Origin of the sequence: Oceanicola granulosus HTCC2516 (assembly GCF_000153305.1) — a bacterium.
In the GTDB taxonomy this organism is placed as follows: Bacteria; Pseudomonadota; Alphaproteobacteria; order Rhodobacterales; family Rhodobacteraceae; genus Oceanicola; species Oceanicola granulosus.
Map to the genome: position 1 here is coordinate 1,829,764 of NZ_CH724107.1, position 26,317 is coordinate 1,856,080.

General features: G+C 71.9%; 22 protein-coding genes. 12 read left to right on the forward strand and 10 right to left on the reverse strand.

The genetic code is table 11. The annotated features are described in order from the left end of the window. The coding region (locus tag OG2516_RS08735) for a quinone-dependent dihydroorotate dehydrogenase (protein ID WP_007255288.1) at nucleotides 1-1,042 on the reverse strand (1,042 nt) is incomplete at its 3' end. Further along, the gene (locus OG2516_RS08740; RefSeq protein ID WP_007255289.1) at nucleotides 1,039-1,374 is read right to left on the reverse strand and encodes a DUF952 domain-containing protein; all 336 of its coding nucleotides are present in this window, start codon (nucleotides 1,372-1,374) and stop codon (nucleotides 1,039-1,041) included. The genes OG2516_RS08735 and OG2516_RS08740, both read right to left, overlap by 4 nt. Nucleotides 1,375-1,524: 150 nt before the next feature. Between OG2516_RS08740 and OG2516_RS08745 the strand changes: the two genes are divergently transcribed. Beyond that, complete coding sequence (locus tag OG2516_RS08745; protein WP_007255290.1) at nucleotides 1,525-3,084, forward strand: bifunctional metallophosphatase/5'-nucleotidase; 1,560 nt, start codon at nucleotides 1,525-1,527, stop codon at nucleotides 3,082-3,084. A gap of 183 nt (nucleotides 3,085-3,267) precedes the next feature. On the opposite strand, the gene OG2516_RS08750 is transcribed toward OG2516_RS08745, so the two are convergent. Continuing rightward, entirely contained in the window at nucleotides 3,268-3,648 is a 381-nt protein-coding gene (locus tag OG2516_RS08750) for a hypothetical protein (RefSeq protein ID WP_007255291.1), read from the reverse strand. A gap of 46 nt (nucleotides 3,649-3,694) precedes the next feature. Between OG2516_RS08750 and OG2516_RS08755 the strand changes: the two genes are divergently transcribed. After that, entirely contained in the window at nucleotides 3,695-4,360 is a 666-nt protein-coding gene (locus tag OG2516_RS08755) for an SOS response-associated peptidase (protein ID WP_040615033.1), read from the forward strand. Here the strand turns inward: OG2516_RS08755 and OG2516_RS08760 are convergent. The 6 genes from OG2516_RS08760 to OG2516_RS08785 form a co-directional block, all read right to left on the reverse strand. Further along, nucleotides 4,357-6,924 (reverse strand): HWE histidine kinase domain-containing protein, encoded by a 2,568-nt coding sequence (locus tag OG2516_RS08760; protein ID WP_007255293.1) that lies wholly within the window; start codon nucleotides 6,922-6,924, stop codon nucleotides 4,357-4,359. The two genes, OG2516_RS08755 and OG2516_RS08760, sit on opposite strands and share 4 nt — an antisense overlap. A gap of 15 nt (nucleotides 6,925-6,939) precedes the next feature. After that, entirely contained in the window at nucleotides 6,940-7,482 is a 543-nt protein-coding gene (locus tag OG2516_RS18970) for a biliverdin-producing heme oxygenase (protein WP_156799302.1), read from the reverse strand. Between the two features lie 89 nt (nucleotides 7,483-7,571). Further along, a complete protein-coding gene (locus tag OG2516_RS08770) occupies nucleotides 7,572-8,534 on the reverse strand; it encodes an ABC transporter ATP-binding protein (RefSeq protein WP_007255295.1) in 963 nt (320 codons plus the stop codon). Then, nucleotides 8,531-10,417 (reverse strand): dipeptide/oligopeptide/nickel ABC transporter permease/ATP-binding protein, encoded by a 1,887-nt coding sequence (locus tag OG2516_RS08775; protein ID WP_007255296.1) that lies wholly within the window; start codon nucleotides 10,415-10,417, stop codon nucleotides 8,531-8,533. Before OG2516_RS08775 ends, OG2516_RS08770 begins: the two co-directional genes overlap by 4 nt. After that, the gene (locus OG2516_RS08780) at nucleotides 10,414-11,361 is read right to left on the reverse strand and encodes an ABC transporter permease (protein ID WP_007255297.1); all 948 of its coding nucleotides are present in this window, start codon (nucleotides 11,359-11,361) and stop codon (nucleotides 10,414-10,416) included. The genes OG2516_RS08775 and OG2516_RS08780 overlap by 4 nt, the downstream gene beginning before the upstream one ends. A 118-nt stretch (nucleotides 11,362-11,479) precedes the next feature. Beyond that, a complete protein-coding gene (locus OG2516_RS08785; protein WP_007255298.1) occupies nucleotides 11,480-13,057 on the reverse strand; it encodes an ABC transporter substrate-binding protein in 1,578 nt (525 codons plus the stop codon). A 109-nt stretch (nucleotides 13,058-13,166) separates the two neighbouring features. Here OG2516_RS08785 and OG2516_RS08790 point away from each other — a divergent pair, with 109 nt between their 5' ends. From OG2516_RS08790 to OG2516_RS08835, 10 genes are all read left to right on the forward strand, one after another. Then, nucleotides 13,167-13,829 carry a DUF1028 domain-containing protein gene (locus OG2516_RS08790; RefSeq protein ID WP_007255299.1) on the forward strand — a complete coding sequence of 221 codons (663 nt, stop codon included), beginning with the start codon at nucleotides 13,167-13,169 and terminating at the stop codon, nucleotides 13,827-13,829. 315 nt (nucleotides 13,830-14,144) lie between these two features. Next, a complete protein-coding gene (xdhA, locus tag OG2516_RS08795) occupies nucleotides 14,145-15,521 on the forward strand; it encodes a xanthine dehydrogenase small subunit (RefSeq protein ID WP_007255300.1) in 1,377 nt (458 codons plus the stop codon). After that, nucleotides 15,518-17,947, forward strand: a complete 2,430-nt coding sequence (xdhB, locus tag OG2516_RS08800; protein WP_007255301.1) for a xanthine dehydrogenase molybdopterin binding subunit — start codon at nucleotides 15,518-15,520, stop codon at nucleotides 17,945-17,947. Before xdhA ends, xdhB begins: the two co-directional genes overlap by 4 nt. Then, nucleotides 17,944-18,687, forward strand: a complete 744-nt coding sequence (xdhC, locus tag OG2516_RS08805) for a xanthine dehydrogenase accessory protein XdhC (RefSeq protein WP_007255302.1) — start codon at nucleotides 17,944-17,946, stop codon at nucleotides 18,685-18,687. The genes xdhB and xdhC overlap by 4 nt, the downstream gene beginning before the upstream one ends. Beyond that, nucleotides 18,684-20,207 carry an ABC transporter ATP-binding protein gene (locus tag OG2516_RS08810; protein ID WP_007255303.1) on the forward strand — a complete coding sequence of 508 codons (1,524 nt, stop codon included), beginning with the start codon at nucleotides 18,684-18,686 and terminating at the stop codon, nucleotides 20,205-20,207. The genes xdhC and OG2516_RS08810 overlap by 4 nt, the downstream gene beginning before the upstream one ends. Nucleotides 20,208-20,255: 48 nt before the next feature. Then, the gene (locus tag OG2516_RS08815) at nucleotides 20,256-21,338 is read left to right on the forward strand and encodes an ABC transporter permease (protein ID WP_007255304.1); all 1,083 of its coding nucleotides are present in this window, start codon (nucleotides 20,256-20,258) and stop codon (nucleotides 21,336-21,338) included. Next, on the forward strand, nucleotides 21,338-22,249 hold the full coding sequence (locus OG2516_RS08820; RefSeq protein WP_007255305.1) for an ABC transporter permease: 912 nt from the start codon (nucleotides 21,338-21,340) through the stop codon (nucleotides 22,247-22,249). Before OG2516_RS08815 ends, OG2516_RS08820 begins: the two co-directional genes overlap by 1 nt. Nucleotides 22,250-22,278: 29 nt before the next feature. Further along, nucleotides 22,279-23,352 (forward strand): BMP family ABC transporter substrate-binding protein, encoded by a 1,074-nt coding sequence (locus OG2516_RS08825; RefSeq protein ID WP_007255306.1) that lies wholly within the window; start codon nucleotides 22,279-22,281, stop codon nucleotides 23,350-23,352. 169 nt (nucleotides 23,353-23,521) lie between these two features. After that, nucleotides 23,522-24,067 carry a hypothetical protein gene (locus tag OG2516_RS08830; RefSeq protein ID WP_007255307.1) on the forward strand — a complete coding sequence of 182 codons (546 nt, stop codon included), beginning with the start codon at nucleotides 23,522-23,524 and terminating at the stop codon, nucleotides 24,065-24,067. Then, nucleotides 24,064-24,543: a cupin domain-containing protein gene (locus OG2516_RS08835; RefSeq protein ID WP_007255308.1), complete on the forward strand. Its 480-nt coding sequence runs from the start codon at nucleotides 24,064-24,066 to the stop codon at nucleotides 24,541-24,543. The genes OG2516_RS08830 and OG2516_RS08835 overlap by 4 nt, the downstream gene beginning before the upstream one ends. Here OG2516_RS08835 and OG2516_RS08840 read toward each other — a convergent pair. Further along, nucleotides 24,540-26,198: an NAD+ synthase gene (locus OG2516_RS08840; RefSeq protein WP_007255309.1), complete on the reverse strand. Its 1,659-nt coding sequence runs from the start codon at nucleotides 26,196-26,198 to the stop codon at nucleotides 24,540-24,542. The two genes, OG2516_RS08835 and OG2516_RS08840, sit on opposite strands and share 4 nt — an antisense overlap. Between the last annotated feature and the right edge of the window lie 119 nt (nucleotides 26,199-26,317).

Below are 26,317 nucleotides of genomic sequence, written 5' to 3' on the forward strand. Positions count from 1 at the left end.
CCCCGCGTCCAATCCCGACCGCCTCGCGCACGCTGCCGAACCCGTCCCGCGCCAGAAGCCGGTCCAGCCCCTCGGCGATCCGCCCGGCCAGCCCCAGGCCCTCGTAGACCAGCGCCGAGTACAACTGCACCGCCGACGCGCCGGCGCGGACCTTGGCGTAGGCGTCCTCCGCCGAGCCGATCCCGCCGACCCCGATCAACGGCAGGTCGCTCAGCATCGACAGCCGCGCCAGCACCCGCGTCGAGCGCTCGAACAGCGGCCGCCCCGACAGCCCCCCGGCCTCGCCGGCATGGCGGCTCGCCAGCCCGTCGCGCGCCAGCGTCGTGTTGGTCGCGATCAGCCCCGCGAGCCGCGCCTCGCCCGCCACCTCCGCGACGTCGGCCAGCGCGGCGTCGTCGAGGTCGGGCGCGATCTTGAGCAGGATCGGCAGCGGCCGCGCCAGCGCCGCGTTGGCCTCGCCCACCCGCGCCAGCAGCGCCGCCAGCGCCGCGCGGCCCTGCAGGTCGCGCAGCCGCTCGGTGTTGGGCGAGGAGACGTTGACCGTCGCGAAGTCGGCATGCGGGCCGCAGCGGGTCAGCACGGCGGCATAGTCGGCGGCACGGTCCGCGCTGTCCTTGTTGGCGCCGAGGTTGATCCCCACGCGCTGCGCCGGCCGCCGCGCCAGCCGCGCGCCGATCGCCTCCATGCCGTCGTTGTTGAAGCCGAAGCGGTTGATGACGGCCCGGTCCTCCGTCAGCCGGAACAGCCGCGGCTTCGGGTTGCCCGGCTGCGGCCGCGGCGTGATCGCGCCGACCTCGAGGAAGCCGAAGCCCGAGCGGGCGGCGAGCGGGCCGAGCGCGGTGGAGTTCTTGTCGAAGCCCGCCGCGAGCCCCACGGGATTGGGCAGGTCGAGCCCGAACAGCGTCGTCGCCAGCCGCTCCGACGTCGGCGGCGCGGCGCGCGGCACCAGCCCGGCCACCAGCGCCGCGAGCGCCAGCCGGTGGGCGCGCTCCGGGTCCGTCCGGTGCAGCAGCGCCAGCCCGGCGCGCTCGATCAGGCTCATGCCAGCCGGTCGGGGAAGACGTGCGCGCCGTCGACCAGCGGCAGCGGCTCGGCCCAGACCACGTCGTCGAGGCGCAGCGGCCGGTAGAGGTGGGGAAACAGCGCCCCGCCCCGCGATGGCTCCCAGCGGACGTTGTCGAGCTTGTCCACGTCGACCGCGATCAGCCACAGCCCGTCGACCCCGTCGAAGTGCTTCGCCGCCGTCTCGGCCGCCTGCTCGGCGGTGGAGAGATGGATGTAGCCGTCGGCCAGGTCGATCGGCGCGCCCTCGGTGCTGCCGTCGGCCTTGAGCGCGTCCCACTCGGGGGCGCGGAATATCTTGTAGATCAGCATGGCTCCGCATGGCCCGCCTTGCCGCGCCGGTCAAGGGCGCGGGCGTCACGCCCCTGTCACGCGGTCCCGCTACGTCGCGCGGAGGCGGCCTTTGACAGAGCGCGCGAGCGGCCGCAATGTGGTCCGATCAGAACAGGGAGCTAACCAAGAATGATCGCTCGAATCCTCACCTCCACCTGCGTGCTGGCCCTCAGCGCCGGCGCGGCGGCGGCCGACTTCAACCTCACCATCCTGCACACCAACGACTTCCACGACCGCTACGAGCCGATCTCGGCCTACGACTCGACCTGCGCGGCCGAGGACAACGAGGCCGGCGAGTGCTTCGGCGGCGCGGCGCGGCTCGCCACCGCCATCGAAGAGGCGCGCGGGCGCAACGAGAACACGCTCCTCGTGGACGGCGGCGACCAGTTCCAGGGCACGCTGTTCTACACCTACTACAAGGGCGAGATGACGGCCGAGTTCATGAACAGGCTCGGCTACGACGCGATGACCGTGGGCAACCACGAGTTCGACGACGGCCCCGAGGTGCTGCGCAGCTTCATCGAGAACGTCGAGTTCCCGGTGCTGATGTCCAACGCCGACGTCAGCCAGGAGCCGCTGCTGGCGGACGCGATCCGGAAGTCGACCGTGATCGAGGTCGGCGGCGAGAAGATCGGCCTGATCGGCCTGACGCCCGAGGACACCCACGAGCTCGCCTCGCCCGGGCCGAACGTGATCTTCACCGAACCCGCCGACGCCGTGCAGGCCGAGGTCGACCGGATGACCGAAGAGGGCATCGACAAGATCGTCGTGCTGTCGCACTCGGGCTACGGCGTGGACCAGCAGGTGGCCGAGAACACCACCGGCGTCGACGTCATCGTCGGCGGCCACTCCAACACGCTGCTCGGCGACATGGAGGGGGCCGAGGGGTCCTACCCGACCATGGTCGGCGACACCGCCATCGTGCAGGCCTACGCCTACGGCAAGTTCCTCGGCGAGCTGAACGTCACCTTCGACGACGAGGGCAAGGTCATCGAGGCCTCCGGCGCACCGCTCATCATGGACGCCTCCGTCGCCGAGGACGAGGAGTCGGTGGCGCGCATCGCCGAGCTGGCCGAGCCGCTCGACGAGATCCGCAACGAGGTGGTCGCCGAGGCCGCCGCGCCGATCGAGGGCAACCGCGACGTCTGCCGCGCGATGGAGTGCGAGATGGGCAACCTCGTCGCCGACGCCATGCTCGACCGCGTCGCCGACCAGGGCGTGCAGATCGCCATCGCCAATTCCGGCGGCCTGCGCGCCTCGATCGACGAAGGCGAGATCACGATGGGCGAAGTGCTCACCGTGCTGCCGTTCCAGAACACGCTGTCGACCTTCGAGGTCTCCGGACAGACGGTGATCGACGCGCTCGAGAACGGCGTCAGCCAGATCGAGGAAGGCGCCGGCCGCTTCCCGCAGGTGGCGGGCATGTCCTTCACCTTCGACGCCTCCGCCGAGCCCGGCAGCCGCGTGTCGGACGTGATGGTCGGCGGCGAGCCGATCGATCCCGAGGCGACCTACATGGCCGTCTCGAACAACTACGTGCGCAACGGCGGCGACGGCTACTCGATGTTCACCGACGCGGCGAACGCCTACGATTTTGGCCCCGACCTCGCCGACGTCACGGCCGAGTACCTGGCGCAGAACACGCCCTACCAGCCCTACACCGACGGGCGCATCTCCGCCGCCGAGTAAGGCCGGAGCGCGCACGGAGGGCAGCGCCCTCTTCTGCGGCGGGTCGCGAGCACATCGCGGCCCGCCGTGCATATTTCTGGCCAGATGAAGCCAGGGCGGCGCGCCGTTAACCTTAACGCGGCCCTGCCTTCATCTGGCTTCAAATATGCAAGTCCGCCGGCTCGGGCCGGCGCAGCGCCGGGGTCAGTCGAAGCAGGGCTGCAGGCTGGTGCCGTCGAGCGCGAGGGCGCCGTTGGCGGTGCGCGCCAGGGTGACGGTGCGGCTCGGCGCCGGCGCGCCCTCGGCGCGGCACTGGGCGAGCTCGAGCGCGACGCCGCCGGCCGTCGTGCGGGTGGCGGCGATGTTGCAGCCGGTCTCGCCGATATAGACGCTCTCGGGCGCCAGCTCGACCTGCATCTCCTGCCCGGCGCAGACCGGCGAGGGCGAGTAGCGGCCGACCAGCTCGGTGCGGTACAGCGTCTCGGCCCGGCCGACGCCGGCGGAGGTGCCCAGCGGCACGAGGTCGGGGCCGGTGCTGCAGGCCGCGAGGAGGAGAGCGAGGGCGACGGGACGGAGGAGGTGCATGGGCGGCGGCTCGACAAGGGGCTTCGGACGGACCAGATTATGACCCATGTGCGGACGCATGGCCATAACCCTCCCCCACGACGCCATGGCGCAGATGTTCGAGGCGGCGCCGGGCAACGACCTGCCCGAGGTGCCCAACTACAACGTCTGCCCGACCGACCCGGTGCACGTCGTCACCAGCGACGGCGGCGCGCGGCGGCTGCGGCCGATGCGCTGGGGCCTGTTGCCCGCCTGGTACAAGGCGCCGAACGGCGGGCCGCTGCTGATCAACGCGCGCGCCGAGACGATCGCGGAGAAGCCGGCGTTCCGGGCGGCGGCGAAGGAGCGGCGGGCGCTGATCCCGGCGAGCGGCTTCTACGAGTGGACCAAGGACGCCGAGGGCGTTCGCTACCCGTGGTACATCACCCGCGCCGACGGCGCGCCCATGGCCTTCGCCGCGGTCTGGCAGGACTGGAGCCGCGACGGCGAGACGCTGACCACCTGCGCTGTCGTCACCACCTCCGCCAACACCTCCATGGGCCGCATCCACAACCGCATGCCGGTGATCCTCGAGCCGGACGACTGGCCGCTCTGGCTGGGCGAGGCGGGCCACGGGGCGGCGCGGCTGATGGTGGCGGCGCACGAGGAGCTGCTGCGCTTCCACCGGGTCGACCGCGCGGTCAACTCCAACCGCGCCCGCGGCCCCGACCTGATCGAGCCGGTAGAGGTCTAGCCGTCGCCGTCGGCGAAACCCTCGATGGCCACCGCGACGTGGTCGATCGTGTAGGGCTTCTTGAGCACCGGCATCGCCGGGAACTCGGCGATCCGCTCGCCACTGGCGCCGTAGCCCGTGGCCAGCACCGCGTGGACCCCGTCGGCCTTGCAGCGCTCCGCCACCGACAGCGAGGTCTCCGCGCCGAGGTTCACGTCGAGCAGCGCGAAGACGATGTCGTGGCCGTCGAGCAGCTGGTGCGCCTCGCCCACCGACGAGGCGACGTGGACCTGGCGCGCGCCCAGCGCGGTGAGCATGTCGGCGGCGTCCATCGCGATGATCATGTTGTCGTCGAGCACCAGCGCCCTGCCCTCGATGCGGGCACGGCCGGCGTGCCCCGGGCGCGGCGCCGGCGCGCCCGCCGCCCCCGGCGCGCCGCTGCCGGGGCGGACATGGGCGGCGGGGATGGAGAAGTCGGCCTCGAGCCCGCCCGCCTCGTAACGGGTGCGGGCCGTGCCCTTCAGCTCGAACGGGATCGAGCGCTCGATGATCGTGGTGCCGAAGCCCTGCCGCGTCGGCGCGACGACGGCCGGCCCGCCGCTCTCGCGCCAGGCGAGGGTGAAGTCGTCGCCCTCCCAGCCGAGATCGATCGTCACCAGCCCCGCGTCGCCGCTCAGCGCGCCGTACTTGGCGGAGTTCGTGACCAGTTCGTGCATCACCAGCGCCAGCGTCGTGAAGCCGGTCGGCGACAGCTCGACGTCGGCGCCGTCGACCCGCACCCGCTCGCCGTCGCCGCCGAGGTAGGCGTTGACCTCGTTGTCGATCAGCGCCTTCAGCGACATCCAGCCCCAATCGCGCTCGGTGAGCTGATCGTGGGCGCGGGCGAGCGAGTGGATGCGGCTGTCGAGGATCGCGGCGTAGTCGTCGACGGAGCCGGCGTCGCGGCGGCCCTGGCTGACGAGGCCGCGGATCAGGTTGAGGATGTTGCGGACCCGGTGGTTGAGCTCGGCGATCAGCAGCTCCTGCTGCTCGCGGGCGCGCAGCTCGTTGGCGTTGGCCTCGTCCGACAGCTTCAGCACCACCTCGAGCAACGTGATGCGCAGCGACTCCGCGGCGCGCAGCTCGCTCGCCTTCCAGGGCATCGACTGGCCGGTGACGACCTCCTGCCAGGCCTCGAAGCTCTTGCGCGGCGTCAGGCGCGGGCCGTCGGGGCCGACCTCGAGGGACTTCTCCGGCCGGCCCGCCCACTTGACCGACTGCGCCACCTCGTGGCGGAACAGCACGATGTAGTCGCGCGGCGCGCGCGACACGGGCAGCGCCAGCACCCCGGCGACGCGATCGGAGAAGTCGCTCGCGTCGGGATAGCGCGCGCCGATCCGGTCGGTGTGGAAGATGCGGCTGTTCTCGGCGGTGTTCAGGAAGCGGGCCAGCGGCCGGAACTCCTCCTCCGTCGGCGCCGCGCCGCGGGCGATGTAGCGCCCGCCGGTGTAGATCGCGATGCCGTCGAAGGGGATCACCTCGTCGATCTCGTCGGCGACCCGGTCGAACGATTGCAGCAGGTCCATGCCGCCCGAGACCTGGCTCATCAGGTTGTCGTGCAGCCGCCGCGCCTTCTCGACGTCGGCGAGTTCGGCGTCGGTTTCCAGGCGGGCGAGCTCGTAGGAGAACAGCTGCCCGAACAGCTCCACCGCGGTGCGCAGCTCGTAATCGACGTAGAACGGCTCGCCGTGGTGGCAGGCGAACAGGCCCCAGAGCTTGCCCCGGCGCAGGATCGACACCGACAGCGACGCCCGCACGCCCATGTTGCGCAGGTACTCGAGGTGGATCGGCGAGACGGCGCGCGTCACGGCGAAGGACAGGTCGAGCGGGCGGCCGTCGGGGCCGAGCTCGGGGACGATCGGGTGCACCTCGCCGTCGACGTCGGCGATGATGCGGAAGGTGTTGCGCCGGTAGAGCTCGCGGGCCTGGGCGGGGATGTCGCTGGCCGGGTAGCGCAGGTGCAGGAACGGCTCGAGCTTCGGTTCGCGGGCCTCGGCGATGACGGTGCCGCTGTCATCCTCCTCGAAGCGGTAGACCATCACCCGGTCGAGCCCGGTCATCGCCTTGAGACAGCGCGCCGCCTCGGTGGCGGCGCCGACGATGTCCTCGCGGCGGCGCACGCGGGCGATCAGCGGCTGCACCAGCGCCAGGTCGTCGCGGAACTCCGACGAGCTCTTGGGCTCGAACTCGAACACGAAGTGCCGGCCGCTGCCGTGGATGGCGATATCGAACAGCCGGCCGTCCTCGAACAGGTCGAAGCGGAACACCCGCGCCGGCTGGTCGTCGTGGGCGAGCAGCTGCATCTTGCTGCGCAGGTCGTGGATCGACTGGCCGGGGAAGAAATCGGCGAACGGCGCGCCGACGAGACGCTCGGGCGCGAGGTCGAGGATGTCGTCGGTGTTGGCCGAGGCGTGGCCGATGATCCAGTCCTTGGACACGGCGATCAGGCACCCGAACGGCTGGATCCGGCCGAGCACGTGGATCGGCTCGCGGGCGCAGTTCTCGAGGGTGACCTCGTAGGCCGCGGCGGTCTCTGGGCTCGTCATCTGGTCGTCGGTCCGTCAGCTCAGGGTTTCGAGGAAGACGTCGAAGATGCCGTTGGCGTCGGCGACGGCCAGCTCGGCGTCCGCATCGTCCGCGGGCGCGGTCTCGGCGGCATCGCAGAAGCGGCGCCACTCGTCCAGATAGCCGGGTGCGGTGAAATAGGCCGAAGCCCGCTGCACCAGCGGGTCGGGGCTCGTCGCCCAGCGCCGGCGCAGCACCTTGGAGCCGAGCCGCGAGCCGAGCGTGACGTAGTCGACCGCGACCGGGTGCCGCCGCCGGGCCGGCGTCGCGGCGGCCGGGTCGCAGGCGGCGCAATGGGCGGCGCCGAGCACCACGAGATCGGCGCGCAGCCGCTGCAGCAGGTCGGGCAGCACCCGCCCCGACACGCCCGCGCCCGGGCCGATGCGCGAGAACGCCGCCTCGTGCACCGACAGGAACGCGGCCAGACCTCCGGGCGTGCGGATGTCGTAGGCACTCAGCGCATCGTCCAGCTTCCGGTGGCGCGCCTGCGTGCCCTCGCGCAGCCGCGCGCGCAATGTGGGGCGGAGTGCCGTGGTCACAACCCTCTCCTCGGTCGGCATATGAGCGTAAACATGATTGGCGGAGACACAAGCCATGTCAGGCGACATACATCTCTCGTGGAGACATGTCAGTCGGAGAGCGGGTGGAAGCAGGCTGCTTTTTGATGGTTTGACTTCGCCGTCTCCAGCGTCGGCACCTCCGCCGCGCAGCGCTCGGTGGCGCGCGGGCAGCGGGTGCGGAAGGCGCAGCCCGAGGGCGGGTTGAGCGGATCGGGCAGCTCGGTCTCCTTCGCCTCGGGCGCGGTGAGCGGCCGGCCCACCACCGGCGCGCTCTCGGCCAGCAGCCGGGTGTAGGGGTGGAGCGGCGCGCGGAACACGTCCTCGGCGCGGCCCAGCTCGACCACCGCCCCGAAATACAGCACCGCGATCCGGTCGCAGACGGCCTCCACCACGGCGAGGTCGTGCGAGATGAACAGGTAGGTCAGCCCGTACTCCCCCTTCAGGTCGGCCAGCAGGTTGAGCACCTGCGCCTGCACCGACACGTCGAGCGCCGAGACCGGCTCGTCGAGCACCAGGATCGACGCCTGCGCCGCGAGCGCCCGCGCGATGCCGATCCGCTGCGCCTGCCCGCCGGAGAATTCGTGCGGGTAGCGGTCGAGGAACTCCTCGCGCAGGTTCACGCTGTCGAAGATCTCGCGGATGCGCGCCTGTCGCTCCGTCGCCTTCATCCCGTGCAGCCGCCTGAGCGGCGCCTCCATGATCTGCCGGATCGTCTTCCTCGGGTTCAGCGACGAGATCGGGTCCTGGAAGACGTACTGGATGCGCTTGCCGAACAGCGCCGGATCGGCGGTGTCGAGCGCCGCGCCCTCGATCTCCACGTGGCCCTGCGTCGGCTCGAGCAGCCCCACCAGCATCCGCGCCAGCGTGGACTTGCCGCAGCCGGATTCGCCCACGATGCCGAGCGTCTCGCCCCGCTCGACGTCGAGCGTCACCGGATGCACCGCCCGCACCTTCCCCTTCGGCTTGCCGAACAGGCGCTTGCCGACGGGGAACGTCTTGGCGAGATCCACGAGCCTGAGCGCGAGGGTCATTGCGCGGCCTCCTCTCGGGCCCGCTCCACCGGATGCAGGCAGCGCGCCGCGTGATCGCCCACCTGGCGCAGCACGATCTCGCCCGCGCGGCAGTCTGGCTGCACCTTCGGGCAACGGTCGGCGAAGGCGCAGCCCTCCGGCAGCCGGTCCACCGCCGGCGGCAGGCCGGGGATCGCCTCGAGCCGCCGCCGCCCGGCGCCCAGCTCGGGGACGCACTTCATCAGGAGCGCCGTGTAGGGGTGGCGCGGGTGGTTCAGGATCTGCTCCGTCGTCCCCTGCTCGACGATCCGCCCGGCATACATCACCGCCGCCCGGTCGCAGAGCTGCGCGACGACGCCGAAATCGTGGGTGATGAACACGATCGCCAGCCCCCGCTCGCGCCGCAGGTCCGACAGCACCGACAGGATCTGCGCCTGCACCGTCACGTCGAGCGCCGTCGTCGGCTCGTCGGCGATGATGACGTCCGGGTCGTTGGCCAGCGCCATCGCGATCCCGACCCGCTGGCGCATGCCCCCCGACATCTCGTGCGGATAGGCGTCGATCCGGCTCTCCGGGTTCGGGATGCGCACGTCGCGCAACAGCCCCAGCGCCCGCTCCCGCGCCGCGCGGCGGCCGACGGGGTGATGCACCCGGATCGCCTCGATCAGCTGGTCGCCGACCTTGTAGAGCGGGTGCAGCGTCGCCAGCGGGTCCTGGAAGATGTAGCTCACCCGGTCCCCGCGCAGCTGGCGCAGCTTGCCGTAGCGCGCCCCGATCAGCTCCTGGCCCTTGTATTGCGCCGACCCGCCGGTGATCACACCCGGCGGCGAGGCGACCAGCCCCATCACCGACAGCGCCGTCACCGACTTGCCCGACCCGCTCTCCCCGATCAGCCCGAGGCACTCCCCCGGCGCGACGTGCAGCGACACCCCGTTCACCGCCCGGAAGGTCCGCTTGCCCACGTGGAACTGCGTCTCGAGGTCGGTCAGCGTCAGCACCCCCTCGGCGCGCGGCTCCGGCGGCACGTGATCGCGCGCCACCTGCGTCGCCGCCATCGGCCGGCTCAGCGCGCCCGAGCGCAGCCGCGGGTCGAGCGCGTCGCGCACCCCGTCGCCGAGCAGGTTGATCGCCATGACGATGATCAGGATCATCACGCCGGGCACCACCGAGGTGTGCGGCTGCGTGATGTGCGCCGAGCGCGCCTCGCCCAGCATCGAGCCGAGATCGGCCTGCGGCGGCTGGCTGCCGAGCCCGAGGAAGCTGAGGCCGGCCGTTTCGAGGATCATCCAGCCTACCGTGGTCGACATCGCGATCACGATCACCGGCACCACGTTGGGCAGCACCTCCGAGACGATGATGCGCGCGTCCGACAGCCCCGACAGCCGCGCCGCGTCCACGAACTCCTTGTGCGCGATCCCGACCGTGACGCCCCGGATGTTGCGCGCGAAGAAGGGGATGTTGACCGCCGCCACCGCGATCAGCGCGTTGAACAGCCCCGGCCCCAGCGCGGCCACGATGGCGAGCGCGAGCAGGATGTAGGGAAACGCCATCAGCATGTCGACGCCGCGCATGACGACGTTGTCGACCCTTCCGCCGTAATAGCCCGCGACCACCCCGATCGCCGCGCCCAGCGTGGCGGCGATGGCGGCGGCGGCGAAGCCCACCGCCAGCGACAGCCGCGTGCCCCAGAGCAGCCGCGACAGCAGGTCCCGCCCCAGATGGTCGGTGCCGAGCAGCGCGCCCTCCGAGAAGGGCGGCAGGAACTTGTCCGACGTGTTGGTCACGTTCGGCGGCTTCAGCGGCAGCCACGGCGTCACCAGCGCCAGCAGCACCACCAGCCCCATCACCACCAGCCCCAGCAGCGCCAGCCGGTTGCGCGCGAGCAGGGCGAGGAAGCGCCTCACGTCTTGATCCTCGGATCGAGCAGGCTCTGCGCCACGTCCACCACGATATTGAACAGCACGTAGCAGGCGGCCACGAACACCACCCCGCCCTGCACCAGCAGGATGTCGCGCGTCAGGATCGCGTCGACCAGCATCCGCCCCACCCCGGGCCACTGGAACACGATCTCGATATAGACCGCCCCCGACAGCACGAACCCGGCCTGGATGCCCAGCACCGGGATGATCGACACCATCGCCGCCCGCAGCGCGTGCCGCCAGATCACCCGCCGCTCATGGACCCCCTTGGCCCGCGCGGTGCGGATGAAATCCTGCCGCAGCACCTCCAGCATCGCCGAGCGCGACAGCCGCGCCACCACCCCCGTCGCCACCACCGCCAGCGCCGTGGCCGGCATCACCAGGTGGCGCAGCAGGTCGCCGAGGCCGCCGCCGCCGTAGATCGCGTACATCCCCGACACCGGGAACCACCGCCGCTCGACGGCGAAGGCGAGTATCATCAGCATCCCGAGGAAGAACGACGGGATCGAGATCCCGAGCAGCACCGCGAAGGTGATCGCCTTGTCCGCCCAGCCGTACTGGTTCGCCGCCGACACCACCCCCGCCAGCACCCCGAACAGCGCGCACAGCACGAACGACGTGCCCGCGAGGATCAGGGTCGCCCCGAACCGCTCGAGGATCTCGTCCAGCACCGGCCGGTTGAGCGAGAAGGAGGTGCCGAAATCGCCGGTCAGCATGTTGCCGAGCCAGATGAAGTACCGGGCCACCGCCGGCCGATCGAGCCCGAGGTCGCGGTTCAGCTTCTCGACGTTCTCCGGCGTCGCGTAGGAGCCGAGGATCGCCGTCGCCGGATCGCCGGGGATCAGCGCCATGATCGCGAAGACGATCACCGTGATCCCGAACAGCACCGGGATCGCCGACACCAGCCGTCTCAGGATATAGCTGCCCATCGCTCCCCCATCGCCTCCGCGCGCGCCGCCCCCGGCAACCTCTGTCCTCGAAATATCCCGGGGGGTCCGGGGGGCAGCGCCCCCCGGCGGGTCGGGCCGCCACGCGGCCCGAAGCCCCTCACTCCTTCACGACGTCGTCGAGCAGCAGGAAGAACGACGGCTGCAGCGCGAAGTTCTCCACGCTGGCGCCCGTCACCGCGTTCTGCTTCCAGTTCGCGACGAACACCCACGGCGCGTCCTCCTGCACGATCTGCTGCACCTGCTTGTAGAGCTCGGCGCGCTCGTCCTGGTCGGTCGCCACGCGCGCCGCCTCGAGCAGTTCGTCCACCTCGGGGTTGGAGTAGTAGCCCGAGTTGAAGCCGCCCGCGTCGGGCCAGGCCTCGGTGCGCAGGGTCAGGAAGGGCAGCGTGTCGGGATCGTTCGTCATCCACGCCATCTCGGCCATGTCGGCCTTGCCCTCGAGGCCCGGGTTCACCTCGCCGAGGAAGGTGTTCCACTCGTAGGTCTCGATGCTGACGTCGAAGCCGACCTCCTCGAGATCCGCCTGGATCGCGGTGCCCATCGCCACCGGGTCCAGCATGCCCGAGCCGCCCTCGGTGACGTAGAAGGTCACCTCGGGGTTCTCCACGCCCGCCTCCGCGAGCAGCTCGCGGGCGCGCTCGGGATCGTGCGGGTAGGGCTCGAGGCTGTCGTCGTAGGCCCAGGCGAAGGCCGGCGGGATCGGCCCGGCGGCGATCTCGGCGGTGCCCTCGAGCACGTCCTCCACCAGCGCCCGCTTGTCGACGGCGTAGTTCGCCGCCTGCCGCACCAGCTTGTCGGCGAACGGGCCTTCCTTGGTGTTGAGGATCAGGAACCACACGTGCGGCCCGGCCTGCTCGTGGATGGTGAACTGCTCGCCCTCGAACTCCGACAGCGCCACCGGCGGCACCTCGACCATCAGGTCGATCCCGCCCGCGAGCATCTCGGCGGTGCGGGTGTTGGCGTCGGTGATCGGGCGGAACACGACCGCCTCGAGCTCGGGCGCCCCGTCCCAGTAATCGGGGTTGCGCTCGATCACGACCGCCTCGTTGGAGCGCCACTCCACGAAGGTGAACGGCCCCGTCCCCGAGGGGTTGCGGCCGAACTCGGCCCCGTGCTCCTCGACGGCGGCGGGCGAGACGATCAGCCCGGTCGGGTAGGCGAGGTTCGACAGGAACGGCGCGTAGGGCTCGTTCAGGGTGAACTTCACCGTCATGTCGTCCACCGCCTCGACGCTGTCGACCGCAGAGAAGAAGAAGGCCAGCGGGAACGGGCCGGTGTCGTGGTAGGGGTGGTCCTCGTCGAGCATCCGCTCGAAGTTGAACACCACCGCCTCGGCGTTGAACGGGCTGCCGTCGTGGAAGCTCACCCCCTCGCGCAGGGTGAAGGTGTACTCGGTGCCGTCGTCGCTGATCTCCCAGTCCGTCGCCAGCGCCGGCTCCACCTCGAGGGTGCCGTCGGCATAGCGCACCAGCCCGTCGTAGACGTTCATCAGGATGCGGAAATCGTTCACCGCGGTCACCGCGGCCGGGTCCAGCGCCTTGGGCTCGGCGATCTGCCCGACGATGAGCACGCCGGGCGGGGTCTGCGCCGCCGCCGGAGCGCCCGCGCCGAGCGCGAGGGCCGAGGCCATGCCGGCGGCGAGTGCCGCGCGGCGGGTCCAGTGAAGAAGGGTCATGGGGTGGTACCTCCGCTGTCTAGGCTTGCCGCCTATTGATCATGATAAATTGCATCAGGACAAAGTTCCGGTTTAAATTCAAGGCCGGACTTCGGCGAAAGGCGGCCTCGTGACCATCTCGATCCTCACCTTCGATGCAAAAACAGGCACCTACGGCGGCGCGGCGTGCACCGGATCGCTCTGCGTCGGCGGCTGGGTGCTGCGCGGCGACGCCGAATCGGGCCTGTCCGCCGCGCAGGGCTCCGCCCCCTCGACCCTCTGGGGCACCGGGGCGCTCGCCCTGATGCGCGCCGGCACCCCCGCCGCCGAGGCCGTCGCCCGCCTCACCAGCGCCGACACCGGCGCCGCCCACCGCCAGCTCGCCGCGCTCGACCCACAGGGCGGCACCGGCCACTTCACCGGCGCCGAGAGCATCCCCGCCGCCGCCGCCCGCACCGCGCCCGACGTGGTGGTCAGCGGCAACATGCTCGCCTCCGAGGCGGTGCTCGACGCCTGCCTCGAGGGCTACCTCGCCGCCACCGGCCCCCACCCCGAACGCCTCCTCGCCGCGCTGGAGGCCGCCGACGCCGCCGGCGGCGACAGCCGCGGCCTGCTCTCGGCGGCGCTGCTCGTCACCGGCCGCGACATGGCCCCGCTCACCCTGCGCATCGACCACGCCGACCGCCCCCTCGCCGCCCTGCGCACCCTCTACGACCGCTCCCAGACCTCCCCCTACCGCGACTGGCTCGACCTCGTCCCGACCCTCGACCACCCCAACCGCAGCCCCGCCTGATCCCGTCGGCCGCCTCCGGCGGGGATATTTGCAGGACAGAGGGACAGGGCGCTCCGCCACCCCACGCGCCTCCCCCGCGCCTCTGTCCCGGAAATATCCCAGGGGGGTGAATTGCGTCAGCAAGAGGGGGGACGGCGTCCCCCCTGCCCCGGCCGCCACGGGCGCGGGGCGGGAATTGCTGCACCTTCGGCCCGCAGGGACTTGCCAAACGCCCGCGCAGCGGCTTTCATCCCTCGTCAACAGGGGGCCCGCGCTCTACGCCGCATCGACCGCGGGCCGACACCCTCGTGACGGGTAAGGCGGCACGGGTCTATCATGACCACCATCTCATTCTGGCTGAACGGCGCCCTCGTGGCGGTGGACGCACCACCGACACGGACCCTGCTCGACCACCTGCGCGAGACGCAGGGGCTGACGGGGACCAAGGAGGGCTGCAACGAGGGCGATTGCGGCGCCTGCACCGTCATGGTGACGGACGCGGCCGGCGCGCGGGCAATCAACGCCTGCATCCTGTTCCTGCCGCAGCTGCACGGCAAGGCGGTGCGCACCGTCGAGGGCCTCGCCGGGCCCGACGGCAGCCTGCACCCGGTGCAGCAGGCGATGATCGACAAGCACGGCAGCCAGTGCGGCTTCTGCACGCCGGGCTTCGTGGTGACGATGGCGGTCGGCCACTTGCAGGGCCGGGTCGACCACGACGACCTGCTCGCGGGCAACCTCTGCCGCTGCACCGGCTACGCCCCGATCATCCGCGCCGCCGAGGCCGCCGAGGGGGTGCCCGTCCCCGAGTGGATGCACGAGGACGCCGCGCTGGTGGCGCGGGGGCTCGACGCGCCCGGCCCGATCGCGCCGGAGAGCGCCGACGCGCTGGCGGCGTGGTATCTCGAGCACCCCGACGCGGTGCTCGTCGCCGGGGCGACGGACGTCGGCCTCTGGGTGACGAAGGGGCTGCGCGATCTCGGCGAGGTCGCCTTCCTCAACCGCTGCGCCGAGCTGCGCGCCATCGAGGAGCGCGACGGCGCGCTCCGGGTCGGGGCGGCGGTGTCGCTCGCCGAGCTGCACCGGGCGCTGGGCGCGCGGCTGCCGTCGCTCGCCGAGCTGATCCGGCGCTTCGGCTCCGAGCAGGTCCGCGCCGCCGCCACGGTGGGCGGCAACATCGCCAACGGCTCGCCCATCGGCGACAGCCCGCCCGCGCTGATCGCCCTCGGCGCGACGCTGCACCTGCGCCGGGGCGACGCGCGCCGCGAGATGCCGCTCGAGGACTTCTTCCTCGACTACGGCAAGCAGGACCGCCGCCCCGGCGAGTTCGTCGAGGCCGTCACCTTCCCCGCCGACGCCCCCGCCCTGCGCTGCTACAAGATCTCCAAGCGCTTCGACCAGGATATCTCCGCCGTCTGCGGCTGCTTCAACGTCACCGTCGCGGACGACAGCACCGTGACCGCCGCCCGGATCGCCTTCGGTGGCATGGCCGCGACGCCCAAGCGCGCCGCCGCCGTCGAGGCCGCGCTCGTCGGCCGGCCCTGGGGCGAGGCGAGCCTCGCGGCCGCGCTCGACGCCTTCGCCGACGACTTCACGCCGCTGTCGGACATGCGCGCCTCCGAGCCCTACCGGCTCGAAGTGGCGCGAAACCTTTTGCGCCGCTACGCCGCCGACCTCGCCGGGCAGCCGGTCTCGGTGCTGGAGGTGACCCCGTGAGCGTCGCCCGCCCCCTGCCCCATGACAGCGCGCCGCTGCACGTCACCGGCGCCGCGCGCTACGTCGACGACACCCCGGTGCCGGCCACCTGCCTGCACCTCGCCTTCGGCGTGTCCCCCGTCGCGCGCGGCACCATCACCGCCACCGACCTCGCCGAGGTGCGCACCGCGCCCGGCGTCGTCGCGGTGCTGGAGGCCGCCGACCTGCCCTTCGCCAACGACGTCTCGCCCTCGATCCACGACGAGCCCCTGCTCGCCACCGGCGAGGTGCACTATGCCGGCCAGCCGATCTTCCTGGTGGTCGCCGACAGCCATCTCGCCGCCCGCAAGGCGGCGCGGCTCGGGCGGGTGGAGATCGACGAGGCCGAGCCGATCCTGACCGTCGAGCAGGCGCTCGCCGCCGACAGCCGCTTCGAGGGCGGCCCGGTCACCTGGAGCAAGGGCGACGTCGACGCCGCCCTCGCCGCGGCGCCGGACCGCCTCGAGGGCCGGCTCGAGATCGGCGGGCAGGAGCATTTCTACCTCGAGGGCCAGGCCGCCCTCGCCTGGCCGCAGGACAACGGCGACATGCTGGTGCAGAGCTCGACCCAGCACCCGACCGAGATCCAGCACAAGGTGGCCGAGGCGATCGGCCTGCCGATGAGCGGCGTGCGGGTCGAGACCCGGCGGATGGGCGGCGGCTTCGGCGGCAAGGAGAGCCAGGGCAACGCCCTCGCCGTCGCCTGCGCCGTGGCCGCGCGCCACACCGGGCGGGCGTGCAAGATGCGCTACGACCGCGACGACGACATGACCATCACCGGCAAGCGGCACGATTTCCGCATCGACTACCGGGTCGGCCACGATGCCGAAGGCCGGGTGCTGGCGGTGGACTTCACCCACTACGTCCGCTGCGGCTGGTCGCAGGACCTGTCGCTGCCGGTGGCCGACCGGGCGATGCTGCACGCCGACAACGCCTACCTGCTGCCGGCGGTGCGGATCCTGTCGCACCGGCTCAAGACCAACACCCAGAGCGCCACCGCCTTCCGCGGCTTCGGCGGGCCGCAGGGGATGGTGGGGATCGAGCGGGTGATGGACGCGCTGGCGCGCAAGCTCGGCCGCGATCCGGCCGAGGTGCGGCGCCTCAACTACTACCACCCCGCCCACCACGCGCCGCCCCCCGCGCCCGAGCCGCCGCCCGAGAAGCTGGCCGGCGACACCCACGACGACCTCGCCTCGCGCGGCGCGGCCGGGGCGAGCGTCAAGACCGGCGGCGGCAAGCGCTTCCGCGCCGCCTTCTCGCCCGAGCGCAAGGGCGCGGAGAACACGACGCCCTACGGCATGGAGGTGAGCGACTTCATCCTCCACGAGATGACCGACCGGCTGCTCGAGACGTCCGACTACACCGCCCGCCGCGCCGCCATCGCGGAGTGGAACGCCGACAGCCCGCTGCTCAAGCGCGGCATCGCCTTCTCGCCGGTGAAGTTCGGGATCTCGTTCACGCTGACCCACCTCAACCAGGCCGGGGCGCTGGTGCACGTCTACCAGGACGGCTCGATCCACCTCAACCACGGCGGCACCGAGATGGGACAGGGGCTGTTCCGCAAGGTCGCCCAGGTCGCCGCCGACCGCTTCGGGGTGCCGGTCGAGCAGGTGCGGATCACCGCCACCGACACCGCGAAGGTGCCCAACACCTCGGCCACCGCCGCCTCCTCGGGCAGCGACCTCAACGGCATGGCCACCAAGGCCGCCTGCGACGAGATCCGCGGCCGCATGGCCGCCTGCCTCGCCGAGCTGCACCAGGCCGACGCGGGCGAGGTGGTGTTCGCGGACGGCGAGGTGATCGTCGGCGGCGAGCGGATCCCCTTCGCGCGGGCCGCCCAGCTCGCCTACGAGCACCGGGTGAGCCTGTCGGCGGCGGGGTTCTACAAGACCCCGGACCTCGCCTGGGACCGCGCCGCGGGGCGCGGGCGGCCGTTCTTCTATTTCGCCTACGGCGCGGCCGTCACCGAGGTCGCCATCGACACCCTCACCGGCGAGAACCGGATCCTGCGCACCGACATCCTGCACGACGCCGGCCGTTCACTGAACCCGGCCATCGACATCGGCCAGATCGAGGGCGGCTACGTCCAGGGCGCCGGCTGGCTCACTACCGAGGAGCTGGTCTGGGACGCCAAGGGCCGGCTGCGCACCCACGCGCCCTCGACCTACAAGATTCCCGCCTGCTCGGACCGGCCCGACATGTTCAACGTCGCGCTCTGGGACGGCGAGAACTACAGCGAGACGATCTACCGCTCCAAGGCGGTGGGCGAGCCGCCGCTGATGCTCGGGATCTCCGCTTGGCTGGCGCTGATGGACGCCTGCGCCGCCTGCGGGCCGCACGACCCGGCGCTCGACACGCCCGCGACGCCCGAGCGGGTGCTCGCGGCGGTGACGAGGGCGCGGGGGTGAGCGCGATCCGCGTCACGGTGCTGCGCACCGCCGGCTCGGTCCCCCGCGAGCGGGGCGCGGCGATGCTGGTCCATGCTGACCGGATCGAGGGCACCATCGGCGGCGGCGCGCTCGAGTGGCAGGCGATGGCCGAGGCGCGGGCGATGCTCGCCGAGGGGCGCGGCGCGCAGGAGCGCACCTACCCGCTCGGCCCGGCGCTCGGGCAATGCTGCGGCGGCTCGGTGACGCTGGGCTTCGCGGCGGCCGACGCGCTCGAGGCGCCCGCCGCCGCGCCGCTCTGGATCTGGGGCGCCGGGCATGTCGGCCGGGCGATCGTCGCCACGATGGCGCCGCTGCCGCACTACGCGCTGACCTGGATCGACTTCGCGCCCGACCGCTTCCCCGAGACCACCCACGGCGAGACCCGCCTCGTCGCCGCCGACCCGCCCCGGCTCGTCCCGTTCGCGCCGCCGGAGGCGCACCACCTGGTGCTGACCTGGTCGCACGAGGTCGACCTCGCGCTCTGCCACGCGCTGCTCGGCCACGGCTTCGCGAGCTGCGGGCTGATCGGCTCGGCGACGAAATGGGCCCGCTTCCGCGGCAGGCTGGCGGCGCTGGGGCACGGCAATGCCCAGATTTCGCGCATCGCCTGCCCGATCGGCGATCCGGAGCTCGGCAAACATCCGCAGGCCATTGCCGTCGGTGTCACGGCCGCGTTACTCAGGTCGGCGGACAAGGGCGCGAGGGCGAAGACCGGATGAAGGAGACGCTCCTTTCACTCGAGGGGCTGACGAAGGCCTATCCGGGCGTCGTCGCCAACGAGGACGTCTCCTTCGACATCCGCCGCGGCGAGGTCCACGCGCTGCTCGGCGAGAACGGCGCGGGCAAGTCGACGCTGGTCAAGACGATCTACGGCCTCGTCAAGCCCGACCGCGGCCGGATGCGGCTCAACGGCGCCCCCTACGAGCCCGCCGAGCCCAAGGTCGCCCGCCGGCTCGGCGTGGCGATGGTGTTCCAGCACTTCTCGCTGTTCGACGCGCTCAACGTCGCCGAGAACATCGCGCTCGGCATGGAGAACCCGCCCCGCCCGCGCGACCTCGCGGCGCGGATCCGCGACGTCTCGGAGACCTACGGCCTGCCGCTCGACCCGTTCCGCACCGTCGGCGACCTGTCGGCGGGCGAGCGCCAGCGGGTCGAGATCATCCGCTGCCTGCTGCAGGACCCGAAGCTGCTGATCATGGACGAGCCGACCAGCGTGCTGACGCCGCAGGAGGTGACGATCCTGTTCGAGACCCTGCGCAAGCTGTCGGCCGAGGGCACCGCGATCCTCTACATCTCGCACAAGCTCGAGGAGATCCGCGCGCTCTGCGAGACCGCGACGATCCTGCGCCTCGGCCGGGTGGTGGGCACCTGCGACCCGCGCGAGAGCTCGGCGCGCCAGATGGCCGAGATGATGGTGGGTGGCGAGCTGCTCGTTCCCGAGCGCGAACCCGGCGAGGGCGGCGCGGTGATGCTCGAGGTCGCCGGCCTCTCCGCCGCCTCGCCCCGGCCGTTCGGCACCGCGCTCAGGGACATCGGCTTCGAGGTGCGCGCCGGCGAGGTGCTCGGAATCGGCGGCGTCGCGGGCAACGGGCAGGACGAGCTGCTCGCCGCGCTCTCGGGCGAGCTGCGCACGAAGCCCGGCATGGTGCGCTTCAAGGGCGACGACATCGGCCGCCGCGGCCCCAACGAGCGGCGCGCGCGCGCGCTGCTGACCGCTCCCGAGGAGCGGATGGGCCACGCCGCCGCGCCCGACATGAGCCTGACCGAGAACGCCGTGCTGACCGCCAACGTCCGCGAGGACCTGTCGCGCCACGGCTTCCTGCGCTGGGGCAGGGCCAGGGCCTTCGCCGAGCTGGTCATCGAGCGCTTCGACGTGCGCACGCCGGGGCCGGACCGGGCGGCGATGTCGCTGTCGGGCGGCAACCTGCAGAAATACGTCATCGGGCGCGAGATCCTGCAGCGGCCCGACCTGCTCGTCGTCAACCAGCCGACCTGGGGCGTCGACGCCTCCGCCGCCGCGGCGATCCGCCAGGCGCTGCTCGACCTCGCCGCCGGCGGCGCGGCGGTGATCGTGATCAGCCAGGACCTCGACGAGCTGATGGAGATCTCCGACCGCTTCGCCGCGCTCAACGAGGGCCGCCTCAGCGCGCCCCGCCCGGCGCGCGGGCTGAGCGTCGAGGAGATCGGGCTGATGCTGGGCGGCGCCCACGACATGGAGGTGGCGCATGTGGACGCGTGAGGACGCCTCCGGCGGGCATATTTTCGGCCAGATGAAGGGGGCGGCGCATTGATCCGGCTGGAGCGCAGACCGCAGCCGTCGACCTTCTGGACCTGGCTCACCCCGCTCTTGGCGGTGGCGCTGACGGTGGTGTTCGGGGGCGTGCTGTTCGCGATGCTGGGCAAGGACCCGCTGGTGGCGATCCGCACCATCTTCTTCGATCCGCTGTTCTCGCAATTCGCCTCGTTCTACCGCCCGCAGCTCCTGGTGAAGGGCGCGCCGCTGGTGCTGATCGCGATCGGGCTGTCGTTCGGCTTTCGCGCCGGGGTGTGGAACATCGGCGCCGAGGGGCAGTACATCATCGGCGCGCTCTGCGGGGCGGCGGTGGCGCTGGCGCTCTACCCGATGGAGGCGCGCTGGCTGATCTTCCCGCTGATGATCCTGTTCGGCGCGCTCGGCGGGCTCGGCTGGGCGATGATCCCGGGCCTGCTCAAGGTGCGCTTCGGCACCAACGAGATCCTCGTGTCGCTGATGCTGGTCTACGTCGCCGAGCAGCTGCTCGCGGCGATGGCGCTGGGGCCGCTCCGGAACCCGGAGGGCATGGGCTTCCCCGGCAGCCGCAACCTCACCCAGTACGACAGCGCCACCAGCTGGATCGACCGCGCCGGCGGCATGCACTGGGGCGTCATCACCGCCTTCCTCGCGGTGATCCTCGCCTACGTGGTGATGTCGCGCCACATCCTCGGCTTCCAGATCCGCCTCGCCGGGCAGAGCCCGCGCGCCGCCGCCTTCTCGGGGGTCAACCCGGGCGGGCTGGTGCTGATCTGCCTCGGCACGTCGGGGGCGCTCGCCGGGCTCGCGGGGATGTTCGAGGTCTCGGGGCCGGCGGGGCAGGTGAGCATCGACTTCAACGTCGGCTACGGCTTCACCGCGATCATCGTCGCCTTCCTCGGCCGGCTGCACCCGGTGGGCATCCTGCTGGCGGGCGGGCTGATGGCGCTGACCTATATCGGCGGCGAGATCGCCCAGAGCCAGCTGCAGCTGCCGGCCGCGGCGATCCAGCTGTTCCAGGGGATGCTGCTGTTCTTCCTGCTCGCGGTCGACGTGCTGACCCACTTCCGCGTCCGCCTGCGCCACAGGGAGGTCGCGTGATGTTCGGCTCCATCGACCCGTCGCTGCTCGTCGCCTCGCTGATGGTCGCCGCCACGCCGATCCTGCTCGCCGCCATCGGCGAGCTGGTGGTGGAGCGCGCCGGGGTGCTCAACCTCGGCGTCGAGGGGATGATGATCACCGGCGCGGTCTGCGGCTTCATCGTCGCGATCAACACCGGCTCGCCCTATGTCGGCTTCGCCGGGGCCGCCGCCGGGGCGGCGCTGCTGGCGCTGGTCTTCGCGGCGCTGACCCAGTGGCTGCTGTCCAACCAGGTCGCCACCGGGCTGGCGCTGACGCTGTTCGGGCTGGGCCTGTCGTCGCTGCTGGGGCAGAGCTACGTGGGGATGCGCGCGCCGTCGCTGCCGCGGGTGGATTTCGGCGTGCTGAGCGAGATCCCGTTCCTCGGGCGTGTGCTCTTCGGGCACGACCCGATGGTCTACGTCTCGCTGCTGATCGTCGCCGGGGTCTGGGCGTTCCTGCGCTACACCCGCGGCGGGCTGGTGCTGCGCGCCGTCGGCGAGAACCACGCCGCCGCGCACGCGCTGGGCTACAACGTCGTCGCCATCCGTTTCGCCGCCATCGCCTTCGGCGGCGCCTGCGCGGGGCTCGGCGGCGCGTACCTGAGCCTCGTGCGGGTGCCGCAATGGACCGAGGGCATGACCGCCGGCGCCGGCTGGATCGCGCTCGCCATCGTCGTCTTCGCCAGCTGGCGGCCGTGGCGGCTGCTGCTCGGCGCCTACCTGTTCGGCGGCGTCACCGTCCTGCAGCTCAACCTGCAGGCCAGCGGCGTCGCGATCCCCGTCGAGTACCTCTCCATGTCGCCCTACGTCGTCACCATCCTCGTGCTGGTGGTGATGTCGGCCGGGCGCGCGCCGGGGAGCCTCGGCAAGACCTTCCACGCCTCGACCTGAGGCCACCAAACCTGACAGGGAGACTGACCATGAAACTGAGACACCTTCTCGCCACCGCCGCCCTCGCCGGCCTCGCCGGCGGCGCCTTCGCCCAGGACGATCCGACCACCGTCGGCTTCGTCTATGTCGGCCCGATCGGCGACGGCGGCTGGACCTACGAGCACGAGCAGGGCCGCCTCGCCGTCGAGGAGCATTTCGGCGACCAGGTCGAGACCGTCTACGTCGAGAGCGTCCCCGAGGGCCCCGACGCGGTGCGGGTGATGCAGCAGATGGCGCTGAACGGTGCCGACCTGATCTTCACCACCTCGTTCGGCTACATGGACCAGACCATCGAGGTCGCCGAGCAGTTCCCCGACGTGATGTTCGAGCACGCCACCGGCTACAAGCGCGCCGACAACGTCTCGACCTACTCCGCGCGCTTCTACGAGGGCCGCGCGGTGCAGGGCCACATCGCGGGCAACCTGACCGAGAGCAACGTCATCGGCTACATCGGCTCGTTCCCGATCCCCGAGGTGATCCGGGGCATCAACTCCGCCTACATCCACGCCAAGAAGGTGAACCCGGACGTCGAGTTCAAGATCGTCTGGGTCTACACCTGGTTCGACCCGGCCAAGGAGGCCGAGGCCGCGCGCACGCTGATCGACCAGGGCGCCGACGTGATCCTGCAGCACACCGACTCCACCGCCCCGCAGGCGGCGGCGGCCGAGGCGGGCGACGTCTACACCTTCGGGCAGGCCTCCGACATGGCCGAGTTCGGCCCGATGCCGCGCGTCTCCTCGATCATCGACAACTGGGCGCCCTACTACATCGATCGCACCCAGGCGGTGATCGACGGCACCTGGGAGAGCACCGACACCTGGGACGGCATCGGCCCCGGCATGGTCGGCATCGGCGAAATCAGCGACGCGGTGCCCGCCGAGGTCAAGGCCGAGGCCGAGGCGCTTGCCGAGTCCATCGCCGCGGGCGAGTACCACCCCTTCACCGGCCCGCTGAACAAGCAGGACGGCTCGGTGTGGCTCGAGGAGGGCGAGACGGCCGACGACGGCACCCTGCTGGGGATGAACTTCTACGTCGAGGGCATCGAGGGCGACATTCCGCAGTAAGCGGTCGCCCGGGCGACAGACGAGGAGGCCCGTCCCGGCGTGGGGCGGGCCTTCCCTTTTCGCGCCGGAGGGTTGACAGCCGTCAACTTTAGGTTGTATAGGCCCGCCGGACGTTTCCACCCTCCCGCCGCGCCCTACCTCCCGCTCAACGCGAACGGGAGGTCTCGCCATGCACAGCCTGACGAAGGACGGGGAGCGGGTTCTGATCGAGGTGGCCGCCCGCCACGGGCTCAGCGACGCCGCGGTGCGGGCGCTGGTGGTGGCGCTGGCCGAGGGCGACGGGGCGGCGGCGCGCTACGACCACCCGGACCTCGGCGGCGTCGGGCGGTGGCCGGTGACGGGCGCGGCGGAGGGGCTGGCGGCCCGGGTCGAGGCCGCGTGTGCCGACATCGCCCGGGCGATGGCCGAGACGCGGCTCGTCGAGGACGGCGCGGCGCCGGGCGGGGGCGACTGGCCGGCGGAGCTGGGCCAGCCGGCGGCGAGCGGCGAACTGGGCGGGCGGCGCTACGCGATCTTCCCCGGCGCGCACCGGATGCTGGTGGCGCGAGGCGACACGACGGAGGTCTACGACATCGAGGGCCATACGATCCGCGACGTGGTCGAGGACGACGGCGGGCTCGCGCTCGAGACCGACCGGGGCCGGATGCGGCTCGCCGACCTGCGCCGCGACGGCGGCGACGAGAAGGTCGTGCCGCCGGAGACGCCCGCGCCATGAGTGTCCGCGAGATCACCGCCCCGCCCGCCGGCGGCATCCCGAACCACCCGCGCTGGCCCGCGCTGCTCGCCGCCGGGGCCGTCGCGCCGGACGCGGCCGAGGCGACCTTCCGCGCCAACGGCTGGGGCGGGACGTGGCGCTGGAGCGTGTACGACTTCCACCACTTCCACCCAGCGAGCCACGAGGCTCTCGCCGTCGTCGCCGGCCACGCCCGGCTGCAGCTCGGCGGGCCGGAGGGGCCGGAGGTGGAGGTCGCGCCGGGCGACGTGGCGCTGCTGCCGGCGGGGTTCGGCCACCGCCTCGTGCGCGCCTCCGACGACTTCGCCGTCGTGGGCGCCTACCCGCCCGGACAGGAGAGCCCGGAGATCGCGCGCCCCGACCCCGACAAGGCCGCCGCGCGCGAGGCCGCCATCGCCGCCGTCCCGCGCCCGGACTGTCCGCTCGGGCAGGGCCTGCCCGAGGCGCGCTGGCCCTAGCTCGGGTCGCGCCAGCGGTTGACGATGGGGTAGCGGCGGTCGAGCCAGAAGGCGCGCATCGACAGGCGGGTGCCGGGGGCGGACTGGAAGCGCTTGTACTCGCTGATGTAGATCAGCTGCTCCACCCGCTTCACCGTCTCGCGCTCATAGCCCGCCGCCACGCAGTCGGCGACACTGGAATCCTCGTCGACGAGCAGCTTCAGGATGCCGTCGAGCACGTCGTAGGGGGGCAGCGAATCCTCGTCCTTCTGGTCGGCGCGCAGCTCGGCCGAGGGCGGCTTGTCGATCACCCGGACCGGGATCACCTCGCCCGCCGGGGCCGCCATCCAGGGGCGGTGGTTGGCGTTGCGCCAGCGGCAGAGGGCGAAGACGCGGGTCTTGTAGAGGTCCTTGATCGGATTGTAGCCGCCGGCCATGTCGCCGTAGATCGTCGCGTAGCCCACGGCGACCTCGGACTTGTTGCCCGTGGTCAGGAGCATCTCGCCGAACTTGTTGGACTGCGCCATCAGCAGCAGCCCCCGGATGCGCGACTGCACGTTCTCCTCGGTCAGATCCTCCGCCAGCCCCTCGAACAGCGGCGCGAGCGTCTCCGTCACCGCGTCGCGGACCCTGGTGATCGGCACGAAATCATAGCGGCACCCGAGGTTGGCGGCCACGGCCCGGGCATCCTCGAGCGAGGTCTCGGAGGTGTATTCCGAGGGCAGCATCACGCAGCGCACGTTCTCCGGCCCCAGCGCGTCGGCGGCGACGGTGGCGACGATGGCGCTGTCGATGCCGCCCGAGAGGCCGAGCAGCACCTTCCCGAAGCCGGTCTTGCGCATGTAGTCCGACAGCGACAGCACCATCGCGTGGTAATCCTGCTCGAGGCTGTCGGGCAGCGGCGCGATCTCGCCCGGCTCGGCGCGCCAGCCCGCGTCGGTGCGCGCGAAGTCCACATGCGCCACCGCCTCCTCGAAGGCCGGCAGCCGCAGCGCCAGCGCGCCGTGGCGGTTGAGCACGAAGGAGGCGCCGTCGAAGACCTGGTCGTCCTGCGCGCCGACGAGGTTGAGGTAGACGAGCGGCACGTCGTTCTCCACGACCCGCGCGACCATTCGGTTGAGCCGGACGTCGAACTTCTCGCGGAAATAGGGCGAGCCGTTGGGCACGACGAGGATCTCGGCGCCGCTCTCGACCATCGTCTCGGCGACGTCCGGGTACCACGCGTCCTCGCAGATCGGCGTGCCGATGCGCACCCCGGCGACCTCGTAGGGGCCGCTGAAGCTGCCGTGCTCGTACAGCCGCTCCTCGTCGAACACGGTGTAGTTGGGCAGGTGGAACTTGCGCATCGCGGCGTGGACGCGGCCGTTGCAGAGGATGAAGTAGCCGTTGTAGAGCGCCGTCCCCTCGATGACCGGCGCGCCGATGCCGAGGGCGGGGCCGTCGGCGCAGGCCTCGGCGAGGGTCTCGAGGTGGCGCTGGCAATCGGCGACGAAGGCCGGCTTCTGCACGAGGTCCTGGGTCTGGTAGCCGGCGAGGAACATCTCCGGCAGCACCACCATCTGCGCCCCGGCCGCGCGCCCCGCCTCCCAGGCCGCCCGCGCGCGCGCGGCGTTGCCCGCGAGATCGCCGACGGTCGGGTTCGCCTGCGCGATGGTCAGCCGGAAACGCTCGCTCATGGGATCAGCCCTCTCGTGAATCGTCCCGTGATGTAGCAGAGCGGCGGGCGAGGGAAACCCGCTGCGCCGCCTCACGCGGCCGTGATAGCGGGCCGGCGACACGCGCATCGACCGTTGCC

Bases quoted from the DNA above. Each gene is read 5' to 3' on its own strand.
- OG2516_RS08760 (WP_007255293.1), bottom strand. From the start codon at position 6,924: ATGACGAGCCCAGAGACCGCCGCGGCCTACGAGGTCACCCTCGAGAAC.
- OG2516_RS08750 (WP_007255291.1), bottom strand. From the start codon at position 3,648: ATGCACCTCCTCCGTCCCGTCGCCCTCGCTCTCCTCCTCGCGGCCTGC.
- OG2516_RS08780 (WP_007255297.1), bottom strand. From the start codon at position 11,361: ATGGGCAGCTATATCCTGAGACGGCTGGTGTCGGCGATCCCGGTGCTG.
- xdhA (WP_007255300.1), top strand. From the start codon at position 14,145: ATGACCACCATCTCATTCTGGCTGAACGGCGCCCTCGTGGCGGTGGAC.
- OG2516_RS08830 (WP_007255307.1), top strand. From the start codon at position 23,522: ATGCACAGCCTGACGAAGGACGGGGAGCGGGTTCTGATCGAGGTGGCC.
- OG2516_RS08755 (WP_040615033.1), top strand. From the start codon at position 3,695: ATGTGCGGACGCATGGCCATAACCCTCCCCCACGACGCCATGGCGCAG.
- OG2516_RS08785 (WP_007255298.1), bottom strand. From the start codon at position 13,057: ATGACCCTTCTTCACTGGACCCGCCGCGCGGCACTCGCCGCCGGCATG.
- OG2516_RS08745 (WP_007255290.1), top strand. From the start codon at position 1,525: ATGATCGCTCGAATCCTCACCTCCACCTGCGTGCTGGCCCTCAGCGCC.
- OG2516_RS08840 (WP_007255309.1), bottom strand. From the start codon at position 26,198: ATGAGCGAGCGTTTCCGGCTGACCATCGCGCAGGCGAACCCGACCGTC.
- OG2516_RS08770 (WP_007255295.1), bottom strand. From the start codon at position 8,534: ATGACCCTCGCGCTCAGGCTCGTGGATCTCGCCAAGACGTTCCCCGTC.
- OG2516_RS08810 (WP_007255303.1), top strand. From the start codon at position 18,684: ATGAAGGAGACGCTCCTTTCACTCGAGGGGCTGACGAAGGCCTATCCG.
- OG2516_RS08740 (WP_007255289.1), bottom strand. From the start codon at position 1,374: ATGCTGATCTACAAGATATTCCGCGCCCCCGAGTGGGACGCGCTCAAG.
- OG2516_RS08835 (WP_007255308.1), top strand. From the start codon at position 24,064: ATGAGTGTCCGCGAGATCACCGCCCCGCCCGCCGGCGGCATCCCGAAC.
- OG2516_RS08820 (WP_007255305.1), top strand. From the start codon at position 21,338: ATGTTCGGCTCCATCGACCCGTCGCTGCTCGTCGCCTCGCTGATGGTC.
- OG2516_RS08825 (WP_007255306.1), top strand. From the start codon at position 22,279: ATGAAACTGAGACACCTTCTCGCCACCGCCGCCCTCGCCGGCCTCGCC.